Raw genomic sequence first — 16193 nt, 5'->3', positions numbered from 1 at the left:
GTCATTTCTTAAAGGCCGCTTTACCTGCGTCCATGAAGGCGGTGAATTGGTCGATGTCCAGGTTGTAGTTGGTGGGGGTTATCAGCAGGTTACCCGAACCGTCTACCAGGCAGTAGTGGGGCTGGGCGTTATTGTTGTATTTGGTGATCTGAAGGTCGGCGTTTTGGGCGCCAATGGTTTTTTTCACCTTCTGGTCATAGCTCGACGTGTACCAGTCGGCTTCGGGCAGTTCGGTTTTGTCATCAACGTAGAGGGCCACCAGTACGTAGTCGTTTTGCAATCGCGACAGCACCCTGGGGTCGCTCCAGACGCGCTGCTCCATTTCGCGGCAGTTCACGCAACCGTGGCCGGTGAAGTCGATGAAGACAGGTTTATTCACCGTTTTGGCATAGGCGAGGGCCTCTTTGTAATCGAAGAAACCCTGCAAGCCCAGGGGCAGTTTGAACAGATCGGCGTGCTTTTTGCCCGACATCTGGCTGCCTACAATGCCCGCCTGCTGGGTACCGCCGCCAGCCTGTAAGCTAAAATCCTGCGACGTCAGCGGTGGCAGATACCCCGCCAGCGCGTTGAGTGGTGCGCCCCACATACCCGGCACCATATACACCACAAACGTGAACGTGATAATGGCCAGCAGCAGGCGCGGAATGCTCACCTTGGTGTCGCTGCCGCCGGTTAGTTGCACAGTACCGCTGGTGGGTGTGCCGGTAAGGGTAAGCTGCCCCGCCGCTTCAACCTCACCAGAAGCCATAACCGGCTGATTCATAACGCCCCTGATAGCAAACTCTTTCAGGTTTAGCTTCCCCGTCGACACCGGTGCGTTGTCGTGCGGGAGGCGTAGTTTACCCAGCAGGTAGAAGCCCAGCAGCGCGAAAATGACAATCCAGAACGCCAGGTACACCTCGCGGTCGAGCAGGTGCCAGTGATAAACCTGATCGGCAATGCTCAGGAATTTAAGGGCTAGTGCCAGTTCAATAAAGCCCAGCACCACCTTTACCGCGTTGAGCCACCCGCCCGACTTGGGCAGTTTTTGCAGCCACTGCGGAAACAGGGCAAACAAGGTAAACGGAATAGCGAAGGCCGACGAAAACGCCGCCATGCCAATGATGGGTTTGACCACCGCGCCCCCCGCCGACGCCACCAGCAAACTGCCTACAATGGGTCCTGTGCAGGAAAAAGACACCAGCACCAGCGTAAAGGCCATAAAAAAGATGCCCGCCAACCCACCCCGCTCCGAGGCCGAATCGGCTTTGTTCACCAGCGAGCTAGGCAGCGTGATCTCGAACAACCCCAAAAACGACAGACCAAAGATGAAGAAGACAGCAAAAAACAGCAGGTTAGGCAGCCAGTGGGTACTGACGAAATTGGCAAACCCCGGTCCGTTTATACGCGACACCACCGTGCCGATGAGTACGTAAATGCCGATGATAGATGCCCCGTAGACCAACGCTTTCCACTTGCCTCCTTTCTGGTTCGTGAAGAAGCTCACCGTCATGGGGATAATGGGAAACACGCAGGGGGTGAGCAGCGCTGCCAGCCCCGCCAGAAACGCCGCCAGCACAAACCGCCAGAGTGATTCGGGCGCGGCAGGTACCCCCACAACTGGCGCAGTCGCAGCAGTTTGTGTAGCAGCCGTTGCCGAGCCAACAACGGCCTCTGTAGCTGCCGTAAGGGCTGTTTCGGTACCAGTGGTTGTAGTAGTAGCCACATCCGTTTGCCTCGCGGCAGAGGCCGAGGCAACGGCTGTTGGCTTAGCCGTGGTAGTTGTTTTGGCTACAGGAGCCGTTGCGGTGGCGGCAGTGAGTACCGTTAATTTGGCAGACAGGTCGAAGTCGTCATTGAATAGAACGCAGTTTTCTTTACAAACCTGCCCTTCAATAGTGCCTTTTAGCACGGGCTTGGCCGACAACAGTTTTACCTTCTGTACGAATACCGCCGGGTTGGGCATTATATATTCATCGCCTTCCCAGATGTCGCTGTATTTTGTTTCATAATTGACAGAGACCAAGCTCCCAACAGCCTCAATCGTCTTGTTTTTTGCTAGTGTCAACACCGTTGGCTGGGGGCCACCGTCTATTTTGGGATTCGTTTTAGCGGCATACGCATGGAAGCCCTCTGGTGCACGAACCGTGATACGCAGTTCTACCACATCACCTACTTTGGCTTTGGTAGGTGAAACAGCATAAGAGAATGTCGTTTTTCGAATGCCGCCCCCCTGCCCAAACTGGGCGTTGGTAGTGGTGGGTAACAGAAAAAGCCCCAGCAGGGCTAACAGAAGCAGTCTATGTATCATGGAGCAACCTATTCGCTAAGGGAATAACGGTATTTACGCAAAAATAATCGTTGAGGGGTTGTAAGTGTGCAACACCCTGTATGGCTACGTCGTGCGCAACGTTGCACACGACGCTTGCTTTTGACAGTTTTGTATGAATTTTTGACTAAATTTCTGGCTGAATACGCCTGTAACGGTTAAAATGGGTTACTACGTTGAAAGCTCTTTATGAAAAAGTTACCATCGACGAGCAGCACTCGTTGCTGGTGAAACACATTCGCCTCACGGCCTTCGGCGCACTCTGGCATTACCATCCGGAGTATGAGCTTACCTATATCATACAGAGCAACGGCAAGCGGTTTGTCGGCGACCACATCACCAACTTCGACGCGGGCGACCTGGTGCTGATTGGCCCCAACTTACCCCATTTCTGGCGCAACGACGACGACCGCCTCAACGAACCACCCGCCGAGGCCATCGTAGTGCAGTTTCCGGCTTCGCTCGACGAAAACACACTGGGGTCGTTTCCCGAATCGGAACCGGTGCGGCACCTCTTGCAGCGGTCGCGCTACGGCCTTTGCTTTAGCCAAAAAATGGTCAACAGCATTGCTGACCGGCTTATTCGACTGCCCAAACAGGAGGGCATGAACCAGGTGCTCGAACTACTGAGCATCCTCAACGAACTGGCCACCGACCGCGATGCTATGCTACTGGCTTCCGACAGCTATCAGCTTACGGCTTCCGAAGCCGAAACCGAGCGTATGAAACGGGTGCTGGAATACGTATTGGCGCATTTCCGCGAAGAGATCCGCATCGATCAGATTGCCTCGGTGGCGGGTATGGCGGCGGCGGCATTTTGCCGGTACTTCCGCAAGCGTACCAACAAATCGTTTGTGGAATACCTCAACGAACTGCGCATCAACCACGCCCGTAAGCTGCTCTCCCACGCCGACCTGAGCGTGAGTCAGGTGGGTATGGAATGCGGCTTCAATAACATTTCGCACTTCCACCGGCAGTTTAAACAACAAACCGGCACCACGCCCCTCCGCTACCAGACCACCTACCGCGACAAACAGGCCCCCCTGCTAACGGCAATGGCAGAGTTGAGTCAATAAGAGACAAGAGGTGAGAGGCAAGAAGCAAGAAGGTTGATGCCAGAGATGCTGCTGCGCCGGGCATCTTGCCTCTTGTCTCTCACCTCTTATCTCTTTCTTCCCTTGACTTTGCCGCTGAAAGTCAGTAATTTTGCGACCTGATTTATGAAACGGCTACCGGCATGAGCTGGCAGATCGTTTTCACTGTCTCAGCATTACATAACTTTCTGTATAACAAGCTAATGGCTCGCGATTTATTATTGACGAGAAACATCGGTATCGCTGCCCACATCGACGCAGGCAAAACGACTACTACCGAACGTATTCTCTATTACGCCGGGGTAAGTCACAAGATCGGTGAGGTGCACGATGGCGCTGCCACCATGGACTGGATGGAGCAGGAGCAGGAGCGTGGTATCACGATCACCTCGGCTGCTACTACCGTCGACTGGACCTACCGTGACAAGAAATACCATATCAACATCATCGACACCCCTGGCCACGTTGACTTCACGGTTGAAGTGAACCGGTCACTGCGCGTGCTCGATGGTCTGGTGTTTCTGTTTAGTGCCGTTGACGGCGTTGAGCCACAGTCGGAAACCAACTGGCGTTTGGCCAACAATTACAACGTAGCCCGCCTTGGTTTCGTCAACAAGATGGACCGTTCGGGTGCCAACTTCCTCGAAGTCTGCAAGCAGGTAAAGGAAATGTTGGGTAGCTACGCGGTGCCCCTGCAATTGCCCATCGGCGAAGAAGAAAACTTCAAAGGGGTGGTTGACCTCGTTAACTTCCGCGGTGTTCAGTGGAACGAAGACGACAAAGGTATGACCTTCCAGGAGGTGCCCATTCCGGCCGACATGCTGGAAGAAGCCACCGAATGGCGCGAAAAACTACTTGAAGCTGTTGCCGAATTCGACGACTCGCTGATGGAGAAGTACTTCGATGATCCAGCCTCTATTTCGGAAGACGAAATCCTGGCCGCGCTTCGCAAGGCTACTATCGCCATGAAGATCGTGCCGATGCTGTGCGGTTCTTCGTTCAAAAACAAGGGTGTGCAAACCATGCTCGACTATGTGATGGCCCTGCTGCCGTCGCCGATGGACAAAGAGAGCATTAAAGGCACTAACCCCGACACGGGCGTTGAGATTTCGCGCAAGCCTTCTACGACCGAGCCATTCTCGGCGCTGGCGTTTAAGATTGCTACCGATCCCTACGTTGGTCGTCTGTGCTTTATCCGGTCGTACTCTGGGGTGCTGGAGTCTGGTTCGTATGTATTGAACAACCGGTCGGGCAACAAGGAACGTATCTCGCGGATTTTCCAGATGCACGCCAACAAGCAAAACCAGATCGACCGGCTTGAGGCGGGTGATATCGGGGCCGTAGTTGGTTTCAAAGACATCAAAACCGGCGATACGCTGTCGGACGAAAAGAATCCCATCGTGCTTGAGTCGATGGTGTTCCCGGAGCCGGTTATCGGCTACGCCATCGAGCCTAAGAAGACAGCCGACCAGGACAACTTCTCGAAAGCCATTGGTAAACTGCTGGAAGAAGACCCAACCCTGAAGGTCGAGTCGAACACCGAAACCGGCCAGACCATTATTCGTGGTATGGGTGAGCTTCACCTGGAGATTATCATTGACCGGATGCGTCGCGAATTCAAAGTAGAAGTGAACCAGGGTGCTCCCCAGGTGGCCTACAAAGAAACGCTGACCAAGAAGGTAGAACACCGCGAGGTATATAAGAAGCAAACGGGTGGTCGCGGTAAATTTGCCGACATCGTGTTTGAACTCATGCCCCGCGATGCCGAAGAAGACGGTTCAGTAAAAGCCGGCCTCCAGTTCGACAATGCCATTGTGGGTGGTGTGATTCCCCGCGAATTCATTCCTGCCATTGAAAAAGGCTTCCGCGAAGCCATGTCGATGGGTCCCCTGGCTGGCTACCCCATCGACTCGATGAAGGTGCGGTTGTTCCACGGCTCTTTCCACGACGTTGACTCAGACTCACTGTCGTTCGAATTAGCCGCTCGTTTAGGCTTCCGTGAGGCAGGTCGTCAGGCAGGTCCAAAACTGCTGGAACCAATCATGGCCGTTGAAGTGCTGACGCCAGAAGAATATACCGGTCCGATCACGGGTGACCTCAACCGTCGTCGGGGTATTATGAAAGGTATGGATTCACGTGCTGGTTCGCAGGTGTTGAAAGCAGACGTTCCGCTGTCGGAACTGTTCGGCTATATCACCGAGCTTCGCACCATGTCGTCGGGTCGTGCCACGGCCAACCTGACGTTCTCACATTACGAAGTCGTTCCGCAAAACATTGCCGACGGCGTAGTGAAGAAAGAGAAAGGAGTGTAAGAATTTACGACTTACGGTGTACGATTTACGATTTGTTGCTGTCGCATGGGTTTGCTCTACAGCAAAGGAGTGCGACAGCAACAAATCGTAAATCGTACATCGTAAGTCGTAAATAAAAGTCTTTCCTTCCCGGAGTAAATGGCTCTTTCGGTGGGGGCATAATGTAACAAAACGAGCCGCATTTTTATGAATCAGAAGATTCGCATCAAACTGAAGTCGTTCGACCACATGCTGGTTGATAAGTCGGCTGAAAAAATTGTCAAAGCCGTTAAGTCAACCGGCGCGGTAGTGAGTGGTCCTATTCCCCTCCCCACCGACAAAGAGATTTATACGGTGCTGCGGTCGCCGCACGTGAACAAAAAGGCGCGTGAGCAATTCCAGCTCTGCACCTACAAGCGTCTGGTAGATATCTACTCCACCAGCGCTAAGACAGTAGACGCTCTGATGAAACTAGAACTCCCCAGCGGAGTTGACGTTGAAATCAAAGTATAATGAAACAGAAAACCCGGCTCATGGCCGGGTTTTCTGTTTCATTATACTTTGATTTCAACGTCCAACGTCTAAGGTTGCTTCGCATATGGTCGTACTAAGCGCGATGCAACCTTAGACGTTGGACGTTAAACAGTGAACTCATTATAAGCTTGCCATCCGAATCAGGTCATCGATGTTGTTGATGACCGTTCCATTTTCGGGCATTTGAATATCCTGGCCAACGATCTGATAACCAGTTAGTAGCAGGTGCGATTCGGGAAACTGCTTGGCCAGTTTGTTGACGTACAACTGCGTTTCGTGATTCGACGGTACCGACGTGATCGCCGAGAAGATATAGTCTGGCTTGTGCACATTGTAGGCAAACACCAGTTCGTTGAACGGCATGCTTTGCCCTAGATAAATTACCTTGTTATAACGCGCCCGGATAATGTAGTTGGCAAAGAGCAGGCTGATTTCGTGCAGTTCACCTTCGGGCAAATACAGCATGTATTTCTTGCCGTTGGGCCGCTGCTTGTTCACCTGCCCGTCGATGGCTACGATAAGCTTCTGCCGAATCAGGTTGGTAATGAAATGTTCCTGCGCCGGGCCAATAGAACCCGTTACCCACAGCGTACCAATGCGGCTAAGGAACGGATAAATGATGTGGATCATCGAACTCTCGAACCCAAACTGCAAAATATTGGTGCTGATTATCTTCTCGAACCGCTCCTCATCCAGGTCAATCATCGAGATCGTGAGGGCATGGATCTGGTCGGGATAGCTCAGCTGTCGGTCTGAAATCTTGATAACCTCCTGATACATCTCTTCAACAGAGAGCCGGGATATTTCCGAGATCTTATAGCCGTGGTCTTTCAGTAACGAGATGTTCAGCACCAGTTTCAGGTCCTGATCGTCGTAAGTACGGATGTTGGTATCCGTCCGTTTTGGCGAGATAATGTTGTACCGATGTTCCCAGATACGCAACGTGTGGGCTTTGATGCCTGACAGCTGCTCTAAATCTTTAATCGAATAGTTGCTCATGGGACAGTTCAGATTACAAAATGGTGTAGGCGGATACGTATACTTAAGTAATGCAGTCGAGTTTCGTTTAACTTTTCTTCTACAAAAGCAACATCTAAGCTAAGCACCTCAAAATCGGATTGCAAGTTTTTAGTTGCACAACTGAAAATTTAGCATAGACACAATCTATATAACTGAAAATAAGGCCCACTGTTCACCTAACCAGCTAAATAAAAGATCACCAGATTACTAATGAAGAAAAGGGCTTGTAAGCTGATAATCAGGGTTACTACGCGATTTTCTTTCCGGAAAGGCAACCCATACCATACGCTTAATAAAACGAGCGCTACCAACCACCAGCCCAGGTAGTTCTGAAGGGGAACCGGCTGACCAAACCAGGTCCAGAAATCAAGCCGGATGGCAACAGGCTCAATGGCAAAGTCGAGCAGCACCATACCAGAGGCGGCCAGGATGGCTTTCATATACACGGGCAGGGGCAGTCTGTCGGCCAGTGAACCAAAGCAATAGGTCAATAGCAGCCAGTTGACACCAATGACGGGAGGCACACCCCACAGCCTGACGCCCAGACCCGCGCCGTAGGCGTAGGGGCCACCGAAGATAGACCCGGTATGTACGCCAACTACCTCGACGAAGAAGCCCGTGAGTATGGCAAGTAGGATATAGAAGTAAAATGACGGCCGCCAGTCGGTATGAAAGTAGAGCAGGGCAGCTAACGTAGCCAGCAGGTTGAGCGCTGTCAGCGATTTGAAGTAACCAGCCACCGCAGGCACCTGAAGGCCAATTAGCCCCGCTATATAGGCCAATACCAACACCGTGCAGATGGGCCTGGCGTAGCGGAACGAAGGAGCTTCAGACATGGATCAGACGTTGATAGGAAGTGATACTAAACCAGCCACCAAAAAAAAGCCCCCCGCACGTTGCGGGGGGCTTTGGGGTGCACGATGGGGCTCGAACCCACGACCCTCGGTACCACAAACCGATGCTCTAACCGACTGAGCTACGCGCACCATCTATTTTTGAGAGTGCAAAAGTAGGGAGGAATGTACAATGTACAATGAATAATGAACAATGATTTCGCTAAAAAAGCGGCTTCAAAATCAGACCCGCCACTACCATTGTACATTGTTCATTGTACATTATTCATTACCAGATACTTAGGCAGCCTTAGCCTGCTGGTACCGTTTTTCGGCGGCATTCCAGTCTACCACGTTCCAGAAAGCGCCGATATAATCGGGGCGGCGGTTTTGGTATTTGAGGTAATAGGCGTGCTCCCAAACGTCGAGACCAATAACGGGTGTACCTTTTTGGTCGGCCACGTCCATGAGTGGGTTATCCTGATTGGGTGTAGAGGTGATGGCCAATTCACCGTCAGCGTTAACGATCAGCCACGCCCAACCCGAACCGAAGCGGGTAGTGGCCGCTTTCGCAAATTCTTCTTTGAAGGCATCGTACGACCCGAACTTCTGGTTGATGGCCTCGGCTAGTTGCCCGGTTGGTTGCCCGCCACCAGTAGCTGACAGTATATTCCAAAACAACGTGTGGTTGAAGTGCCCGCCACCGTTGTTACGCACCGCCACGGGGTACTTGCTCACATTGGCCACTAGTTCGTCGATAGACAAGTTCTCCATCTCGGTACCAGCCACGGCGTTGTTAAGATTTGTCACGTAGGCGTTGTGGTGCTTACCGTGGTGAATCTCCATGGTCTGCTTGTCAATATTTGGCTCGAGTGCATCACTCGGATAGGGCAGCGGGTCTAGAACGAAGGCCATAATAAAAGATTAATGATGTTGACTTTTCACCGGGTTTAACAGTAGGTTGTGATTTTATGTTCTTAGGCGTCCGAAAAAGTTAGCCAGCAATTGGCGGCTTTCGTTGGCAAGAATACCCGTTTCCAGGCGGGTTTTCGGGTGCAGTGGCGAGGGCTGTAGCCGCGAATAGCCCCGTTTAGGATCGTCGGCACCAATGACCAGTCGGCCCAGTTGCGCCCAAAATATGGCCCCCGCGCACATGACGCAGGGTTCCAGCGTGACGTAGAGGGTACAGTCGGTGAGGTACTTGCCGCCGAGTTGTTGGGTAGCGGCGGTAATGGCCATCAGTTCGGCATGAGCCGTCACGTCGGTGAGTTGCTCGGTCTGGTTGCGACCCTTGCCAATAATCCGGTTTCGACAAACCACCACCGCCCCCACCGGAATTTCGCCCGCTGCATCAGCCTCTTCAGCCAGACTAAGGGCTATTTCCATGAAGTATTCGTCGGAAAACATAACGGATTTTAGATTGGGGATTTTGGATTGCGGATTGGCTGACGCAAACATAGCTTCGCATTACACTTAATCAGTATAAACCTACGCCAGAGCAAGCTCGTGCGTCAGCCAATCCAAAATCCGAAATCCCCAATCCCCAATCCAAAATCCCTTTACTGTTTCATCACTTTCCGCACCACGCGCTTGTCGCCGACGGCTACGTTGAGCAGGTACAGACCGGCGGGCTGCTGGCTGAGGTCGAGTTGCGTACGGTTGTCGGTTACGCGGCGGGTAAGTGCAGGGCGGCCAATCAGATCTGTCAGGGTAATCGTAGCAGGATTTTCGGCCGTCAGCCGGGCGTTGATGTCAACTGTTAGCATGGCCTGCGTGGGCGTAGGGTATATGCTCACTGCGTCGTTGAGGGGCTCTTCCACGGCCAGCAGGGGCAACACCGTCACTACCGCCGTACCCGACACCGGACCGGTACCACAGTTGTTGGTTACCGTTCCCAGGGTGTAGGTGGCGGTTTTAGCAGGTTGTACGCTCAGCAGGTGAGTGCTTGCAGCAGTATTGAATGAAATCGGGCTACCCCCATCCTGACTGTACGTAATGGCCCAGGGTGCATCGCCAGTAAGGACCACGGTTAGGGTGGCCGGGTAGGTTTCGTAGATATTCTGCGTACCCAGCAGGGTGGCGGTGGGTAATGCCTTCACCATCAACACCGTGGGGCTGTTGGCACCAGCCACTTCGGCACCGGGGTTGCTGGCGGTGACGCGCACAAAGTACGGTCCGCCTTTTAGGTTGGCCGGTAAGGCAGCCGTCAGCGGATTAGCCTGCGACGCCAGCGACACGTCGACGTAGTTTTTCGAGGTGGTGTCGGCAATCTGGACCCTAAATGTGTTGCCCGTGTTGAACGTACCGGCGGTGGTGTAGGCCACGCTGAAATTGTTACCCACGCAAAGGCCGCCCGTAACCGCCAGCGGGGCCGTGGTGATGGTCGGAATGTTGACCGTGACCGTAGCCGTGGCGGGGTTGCCTGGCAGGCCGCTACCACAGTTGTTGGTCACGTTGGCCACCTGATAGGTGGTGGTGCGCAGGGGTTTCACGCTCACCGTAACCAGCGAATCAACGGCCGTGCCCGACGTACCGTCCGACAGTGTGTAGGCATAGGGCGGTGTGCTGGTAAACTTTAGTTGCAGGCTGGTACTTAGTCCGTAGTTGATAGTCGATGATCCCAGCAGCGATAGCGTAGGGCTGGTATTGACCACGAGCTTCACCTTAGCCCGGGCACTGTAGCAGCCGTTGGCGGTGCCTCTGGCATAGACCTGATACGTGGCTCCGCTGACGGCATTGATGGTGGGTGGCGTGGGCGTGGTAGTGGTCAATACGTTATTGGGGTCTATCCAAGTCAGGTTCTCACCGGTGGCCTCAAACGGCTTGGCTACGTCGTTGCGGCAATAGGCCACCACGCTGCTCGACAGCACGGGCGTGGGCGTGGTCAGTACACTGGCCCGTAGGGTAGCACGGTCGCTCTGGCAGTTGTTGACCGTCTGGCTCACCTGAAAATCGAACACCGACGTAGACGAGGTAACGGGCGTGGGTGCCGCTGGGAACTCGGCTCCATCTACGAAAAACCACCGCAGGTTCTGGTTGTTGCCCGACACCTGCGCCGACAGGGGCTGTACGTTCTGTTTGGGCTGATCCTGCGTGTCGAGGCAGTACTGAACAGATTGGGTAATAGGCGCGCCCGGTTTTGGGTATACGATGACCACGTAATCTGTTTTGGGGCTTTCGCAGCCATCTAATGACTGCGTTACCTTGTAGCTCAGCGTCTGGGGCTGATCAACGGGGAGCGTGGGGGCACCAGCCAGCTTTGAACTGTTTCCATCGTAGTAATTCACCTGCTGCCCATTCACCTGGAGCGCCCGGGTAGGACCAAACTGACAAAGCTGAAACGGCGTGATGCCCGGTGCAGCAGGGGTGGGTTTCACCCGCACCGTAAAGGCGGCCTGGTCACTGGAACAGCCATTCAGGGTCTGGTAAACGGCATAGGAGTAGGTCTGTACTGAGTTGGTAGGAATGGCAGGTGGCGTTGGTGAGGTTGTTCCGCCCGCTACCCACGATAGTGAAGCACCCGTTTCTGCCGTAGCCGTTGGCACAGGAGCCGCATAATTTTGGCAGAACTCCAGGTTACTCACGGCCGTGGGCTGACCGGGTTTGCGTTTCACCGTAACGGGAACAACCTGCCTGTCACTTTCGCAGGAGGCCACCGTTTGGGTTACGTAATAGTTTGTCACCCCGGCTGTGGCAGTAGTTGGCACGGTTGCCTGCCCACTTCCTACTCCGCCTGTATCATTTATACCATACCAGAGCAGGTTGCTACCTGTAGCTGAAAGCGCCACCGCAGTTTCTCCGGCGCAGTACTCACGCGGTGTAATTGGCGTTGGCTTAACCGGAACGGCATTGACTGTAACGGCCAGTGTGGCTTTGCTGCTAACGCAGGAGTTACTGTTGGTCTGCGTAACGAAATAGTTGGTGGTTCCCGTGGCAGAAATGGCGGGCGAAGGAGCACCCGGCAGCACGTTACTGGCGGCGTCGTACCAGGTTAGATTAGTACCGGTGGCCGTCAATACCTGCGTGCTGCGGTTTTGGCAAAACGTGACATTGGATACCCCAGGTACGGCAGGGACTGCGTTGACCGTGACCGTAACGGCCTGTTGTGGACCCAGACAGCCATTGGCGCTTACCTGTTGCACCTGATAGATGCCCGACGTAGTTGGGGCGGCAATAGATAAGCTGTTGGTTACCACACCAGTTGGCGACGTCCACCGAATGGATGCACCGGTACCGTTTATGGCTGCAGCCAGGTTAGCGGGCAGGGCGTTGGCGCAATACGTAGGGTTGGTTGTTGCAATAGTTGGCGTTGTTGTTGGCGCGGCATTGACCGTCACGGTCAATACTACCTGCGGACCTTCGCAACCTGCGCCGCTTACCTGGCTGACGCTGTAAGAATACGTGCCGGCCGTTGTGGGGGCCGGAATGGTAGGCTGTACCAATGTACCCCCACCCGCGTTGGTGGGAGAATACCATTTCAGGCTATTACCGCCGCCAACCGTATTGGCCGATAAGGCTGCCGGAGCCGCGTTGTTGCAGTAGGTTTGCGTTGCCGCAGTCAGCGTTGGGGCTACTGGAACAGGATTGACCGTCACCGTCACCGCCTGCTGTGGGCCAGGACATCCGTTGGCACTGATCTGTTGCACCTGATACACACCCGATGCAGTGGGGGCTGAAATTGTCGACGCATTGGTAACAGCACCTCCGGGGGCCGTCCACCGGATAGAGGCACCTGTGCCATTGATGCCAGCACTTAAGCTAGTCGGGGCGTTGTTAGCGCAATAAGTCGGGCTGGTGTTAGCGATGGTCGGAACCGTGGTGGGCGCGGCGTTAACCGTTACGGTCAATACTACCTGTGGTCCTTCACAGCCCGCGCCGCTTACCTGACTTACGCTGAAGGAGTAAGTACCCGCCGTTGTGGGGGCCGGAATGGTAGACTGTACCAATGTACCCCCACCCGCGTTGGCGGGAGAATACCATTTCAGGCTATTACCGCTGCCAACCGTATTGGCCGACAGGTTGGCAGGTACGTTGCTGGTGCAGTAGGTAAGCGGGTTAGTGGTTAGCGTTGGGGCTACCGGAACAGGGTTGACGGTCACGGTGACGGGTTGCTGTGGGCCAGGGCAGCCGTTGGCGCTCAACTGTTGTACCTGATATACGCCCGAAGCTGTGGGCGTAGTAATGGTAAAGCTATTCGTAACGGCATTGCTGGGATCAGTCCAACGAATGGTTGACCCCGCACCATTGATAGAAGCCGACAGATTAGCGGGTGCATTGTTGGCGCAGTATGTCGGGCTGGTGTTGGCAATAGTCGGAACCGTAGTGGGGGCGGTGTAGACCGTCACGTTGACAAACTGCTTGGGGCTTTCGCAACCCTGGGCGCTTAGCTGGCTCACGGTGTAGGCGTAGGTACCCGTGGTTTGGGGAGCGGCCAGCGTAGTGCCACCTGTAGTTGCGCTGCTGGGCGGCGAATACCACCGAATGCTGGCTCCCGTTCCGTTGGTCGAAGCTGACAGTGGCGTGGGTGATGCCGTTGGGCAGTAGGCTGGACTGGTGTTACCTACCGTAGGCTGGGCGCTGGGCGGCGCATTGACGGTTACGTTGATAGCTGCTTTGGCACTTTTACAGCCGCCTACAGTTTGCGTAGCATAATAAGTAATCGTACCGGCATTGGTGGTGGGTACAGAGTATGTATTACCCGAAAACACCACTGGCGCGGCGGCATTAAAACCCGTGTACCACTCAACCGTTGATCCGGTTGCAGAAATGTTTTGATTACCAGTGCTTTGACAAAATGAAGCCGTCGCAGCCAGACCAGGCAGGGGTGTACCAATGGTAATGGCAGCCCCAGACTGACTGCCCGTAATTACAGGCGCACTTGACCGTACGCGGAATCGATAAGCCGTTCCGTAGTTGAGCGAAGCGGGCAGGGTAGCTGTGAAAATGATGGCCGTGGCACTTGCAGGAGAGGCCGTAACCGTCGTCACGGCAAGGGGAGCGGTAAACGTACCAAACTCGTCGGAGAGTTGCAGCGTGAATACGTTGCCAGCTGAAAAGGAGCCGGTAGTGGCTACCGTAGCCGAAATAGGTGAGCCTGGGCAAGGGTTAGCTGGCGAAACAGTGGGTGCTCCAATGGTCTGCGCAAAGCTACTGGCCAGCGTGGCTACGCTGAGGCAAGCCATGACCACCAGGGTCCGGTAGGTAATGATCAAATTCATACGATGGTACACTATGGGTTGTCAAAAAAACAGATGGCCTAAAATTAATACAATTCGCCGAAGGCCCCGGCTCACCGTCATCAGCTTTACCCAAACAGGCATTTAGTTGGCTGCTACGCAGTGTTTTATGGGTACCACAAAAAGCAAGCCGGAAAAGAAGAAAGGGGGAGGAAAGGGAGGAAAGGGAGGAAAGGGAGGAAAGGGAGGAAAGGGAGCTTCGCACTGTAGTTATAAGCTAGTGTGCGAAGCTCCCTTTCCTCCTTTCCTCCCCTCCTCCTTTCCTCCCTTTCCTCACCTCACATACCTCGTCAGTTCAGACAATGTCCTGATGCCGCGTTGGCGGGCGTCGGATTGGCGCATCATGAGGCAGTAGGCGTTGTTGAAGCCAAGAGGGGCGCCCCAGCTCAGGGCGTAGCGGCGGGCAAATTCAGCCTGGACATAGGCGTAGATGGCGGCGGGCTGCTGGGGACCGGGCAGCCGTTTCAGCGAGTCGAGGGTGGGTTGGGTGGGTTGCAGGATCACCAGCAGCCCCGTGCCGGTGTATTCGGGGTAGAAGTCGATGGCACCGGTGCGGAGGGCGTCGAAACAGAGTTGAGTGCCGCCAAAGCCTGTTTTCGACACCACCCGCAACGTGGTGAAACCCTCGATCAGCTGCCGGTAGATTTCGGCCAAAATATATTGTTCGGTAAACACCTTCGACCCCATCACCACCTGCCCCGTACGTTTTGCCGTGGCCGGTTTCAGCAGCCCCGCCTTCGCCAGAAACCCCCGCGCCACCCGCTCCGGCGACTCGTGCAGATAGTCGGCGCGGTAGTTCAGTTCGGTCATAATTGAGTCGGTGAGGCGGCCACTGAGTTTGTCCAGCACGGGTTGGAGTTCGGGGTAGCTGGCCAGCGTGGCTTCGCGCACCACGGGCGCGGCGGCATAGGGCGGAAAAGCATGTTTGTCGTCGTCGAGCACGGTCAGGCCAAAGGCTTTAATGCGCCCGTCGGTGGAATAGCCGCTGATGACGTCCACTTTATCCGTGTGAATAGCTTCGTACATCAGGCTCTGGTCGAGCAGGCGGTTCTCGATGGTTAGGCCATAGGTCTTTTGCAGGCCCGGATAACCATCGGCGCGGCCGCCAAATTCGTGCGCAAAGCCCGCCAGCAGCCGGCGGGGGTTGTTTTTGGGCCAGGCCACCGCCGCGACCACGGCCATCATTACCAGCAACCCCGCCCCCACGGCTACCCGTTTGGTCGTTACGCCAGCACCCACGCCCACGCCCGACCAGCGCACCCGTTGCAGCCGCGCCAGTCCCCAGTCGAACCCCACGGCCAGCAGAGCGGCGGGAATGGCCCCGGCCAGCATCATGTTGGTATTGTTGAGGGCAATTCCTCCGAAAATAAACTCACCCAGGCCACCCGCCGCCACGTAGGCCGCCAACGTAGCCACCCCCACGTTGATAACCGTGGCCGTGCGGATGCCCGCAAAAATAACCGGCATGGCCAGGGGCAATTCCACGCGCCAGAGTATCTGTCCGTTGGTCATGCCCATGCCCCGCGCGGCGTTAGTGAGGGTGGGGTTCACTTCCGAAATGCCCACGTAGGTGTTGCGAATAATGGGCAGCAGGGCGTACAGAAACAGGGCCGTCAGGGCCGGGCCAGCGCCAATGCCCAGCAGCGGAATCAGGAAGCCCAGCAGGGCAATACTCGGCACGGTTTGCAGCACCCCCGCCACGCCCAGCACCGCCGAAGCCACCCGCCGCCTACGGGCAATGTAGATGCCCAGGGGCAGACCAAGCAGCAACGCCAGCAGCAACGACCCAAACGTGAGGCCCAGGTGTGTGAGGGTTTGGTCGAGCAGTTTGGCCGCATTGTCGTGAAGAAACGTGAGCATAGCGTGGGGAATAGACC

At 54.9% G+C, this 16193-nt stretch carries 10 protein-coding genes and 1 tRNA gene; 3 read left to right on the top strand and 8 right to left on the bottom strand.

Translation table 11 applies throughout. The features are described 5' to 3' along the window. Window position 1 precedes the first annotated feature (1 nt). A complete protein-coding gene (locus J2I48_RS14985) occupies window positions 2-2290 on the bottom strand; it encodes a protein-disulfide reductase DsbD family protein (protein WP_207336278.1) in 2289 nt (762 codons plus the stop codon). 194 nt (window positions 2291-2484) lie between these two features. Between J2I48_RS14985 and J2I48_RS14980 the strand changes: the two genes are divergently transcribed. The 3 genes from J2I48_RS14980 (at window position 2485) to rpsJ (ending at window position 6206) form a co-directional block, all read left to right on the top strand. Beyond that, window positions 2485-3384 (top strand): helix-turn-helix domain-containing protein, encoded by a 900-nt coding sequence (locus tag J2I48_RS14980; RefSeq protein ID WP_207336277.1) that lies wholly within the window; start codon window positions 2485-2487, stop codon window positions 3382-3384. Between the two features lie 221 nt (window positions 3385-3605). After that, window positions 3606-5714 carry an elongation factor G gene (gene fusA, locus J2I48_RS14975; protein ID WP_207336276.1) on the top strand — a complete coding sequence of 703 codons (2109 nt, stop codon included), beginning with the start codon at window positions 3606-3608 and terminating at the stop codon, window positions 5712-5714. Window positions 5715-5900: 186 nt separating this feature from the next. Beyond that, window positions 5901-6206 carry a 30S ribosomal protein S10 gene (rpsJ, locus tag J2I48_RS14970; protein WP_015329401.1) on the top strand — a complete coding sequence of 102 codons (306 nt, stop codon included), beginning with the start codon at window positions 5901-5903 and terminating at the stop codon, window positions 6204-6206. Between the two features lie 141 nt (window positions 6207-6347). Here rpsJ and J2I48_RS14965 read toward each other — a convergent pair whose 3' ends face one another. From J2I48_RS14965 to J2I48_RS14935, 7 genes are all read right to left on the bottom strand, one after another. Next, window positions 6348-7226, bottom strand: a complete 879-nt coding sequence (locus tag J2I48_RS14965; protein WP_207336275.1) for a MerR family transcriptional regulator — start codon at window positions 7224-7226, stop codon at window positions 6348-6350. Between the two features lie 197 nt (window positions 7227-7423). After that, entirely contained in the window at window positions 7424-8083 is a 660-nt protein-coding gene (locus J2I48_RS14960; RefSeq protein WP_207336274.1) for a carotenoid biosynthesis protein, read from the bottom strand. A gap of 73 nt (window positions 8084-8156) precedes the next feature. Continuing rightward, window positions 8157-8233, bottom strand: a tRNA-His gene (locus J2I48_RS14955). Window positions 8234-8380: 147 nt separating this feature from the next. Next, a complete protein-coding gene (locus tag J2I48_RS14950; RefSeq protein WP_207336273.1) occupies window positions 8381-8995 on the bottom strand; it encodes a superoxide dismutase in 615 nt (204 codons plus the stop codon). Window positions 8996-9049: 54 nt separating this feature from the next. Beyond that, window positions 9050-9487 (bottom strand): nucleoside deaminase, encoded by a 438-nt coding sequence (locus tag J2I48_RS14945; protein ID WP_207336272.1) that lies wholly within the window; start codon window positions 9485-9487, stop codon window positions 9050-9052. A 152-nt stretch (window positions 9488-9639) separates the two neighbouring features. Continuing rightward, on the bottom strand, window positions 9640-14298 hold the full coding sequence (locus J2I48_RS14940; protein ID WP_207336271.1) for a T9SS type A sorting domain-containing protein: 4659 nt from the start codon (window positions 14296-14298) through the stop codon (window positions 9640-9642). A 291-nt stretch (window positions 14299-14589) separates the two neighbouring features. Continuing rightward, entirely contained in the window at window positions 14590-16176 is a 1587-nt protein-coding gene (locus J2I48_RS14935; protein ID WP_207336270.1) for an ABC transporter permease/substrate-binding protein, read from the bottom strand. Window positions 16177-16193 lie beyond the last annotated feature (17 nt).

This window comes from Fibrella aquatilis, from assembly GCF_017353255.1.
Classification (GTDB): domain Bacteria; phylum Bacteroidota; class Bacteroidia; order Cytophagales; family Spirosomataceae; genus Fibrella; species Fibrella aquatilis.
Note: the sequence above shows the minus strand (reverse complement) of the source record. Positions and strands in the feature narration are given on the sequence as shown.

What these genes read in the sequence shown, in the direction of transcription:
- J2I48_RS14935 (WP_207336270.1), bottom strand. Translation starts at nt 16,176, where the DNA reads ATGCTCACGTTTCTTCACGACAATGCGGCCAAACTGCTCGACCAAACC.
- J2I48_RS14950 (WP_207336273.1), bottom strand. Translation starts at nt 8,995, where the DNA reads ATGGCCTTCGTTCTAGACCCGCTGCCCTATCCGAGTGATGCACTCGAG.
- rpsJ (WP_015329401.1), top strand. Translation starts at nt 5,901, where the DNA reads ATGAATCAGAAGATTCGCATCAAACTGAAGTCGTTCGACCACATGCTG.
- J2I48_RS14945 (WP_207336272.1), bottom strand. Translation starts at nt 9,487, where the DNA reads ATGTTTTCCGACGAATACTTCATGGAAATAGCCCTTAGTCTGGCTGAA.
- J2I48_RS14940 (WP_207336271.1), bottom strand. Translation starts at nt 14,298, where the DNA reads ATGAATTTGATCATTACCTACCGGACCCTGGTGGTCATGGCTTGCCTC.
- J2I48_RS14985 (WP_207336278.1), bottom strand. Translation starts at nt 2,290, where the DNA reads ATGATACATAGACTGCTTCTGTTAGCCCTGCTGGGGCTTTTTCTGTTA.
- J2I48_RS14965 (WP_207336275.1), bottom strand. Translation starts at nt 7,226, where the DNA reads ATGAGCAACTATTCGATTAAAGATTTAGAGCAGCTGTCAGGCATCAAA.
- J2I48_RS14960 (WP_207336274.1), bottom strand. Translation starts at nt 8,083, where the DNA reads ATGTCTGAAGCTCCTTCGTTCCGCTACGCCAGGCCCATCTGCACGGTG.
- fusA (WP_207336276.1), top strand. Translation starts at nt 3,606, where the DNA reads ATGGCTCGCGATTTATTATTGACGAGAAACATCGGTATCGCTGCCCAC.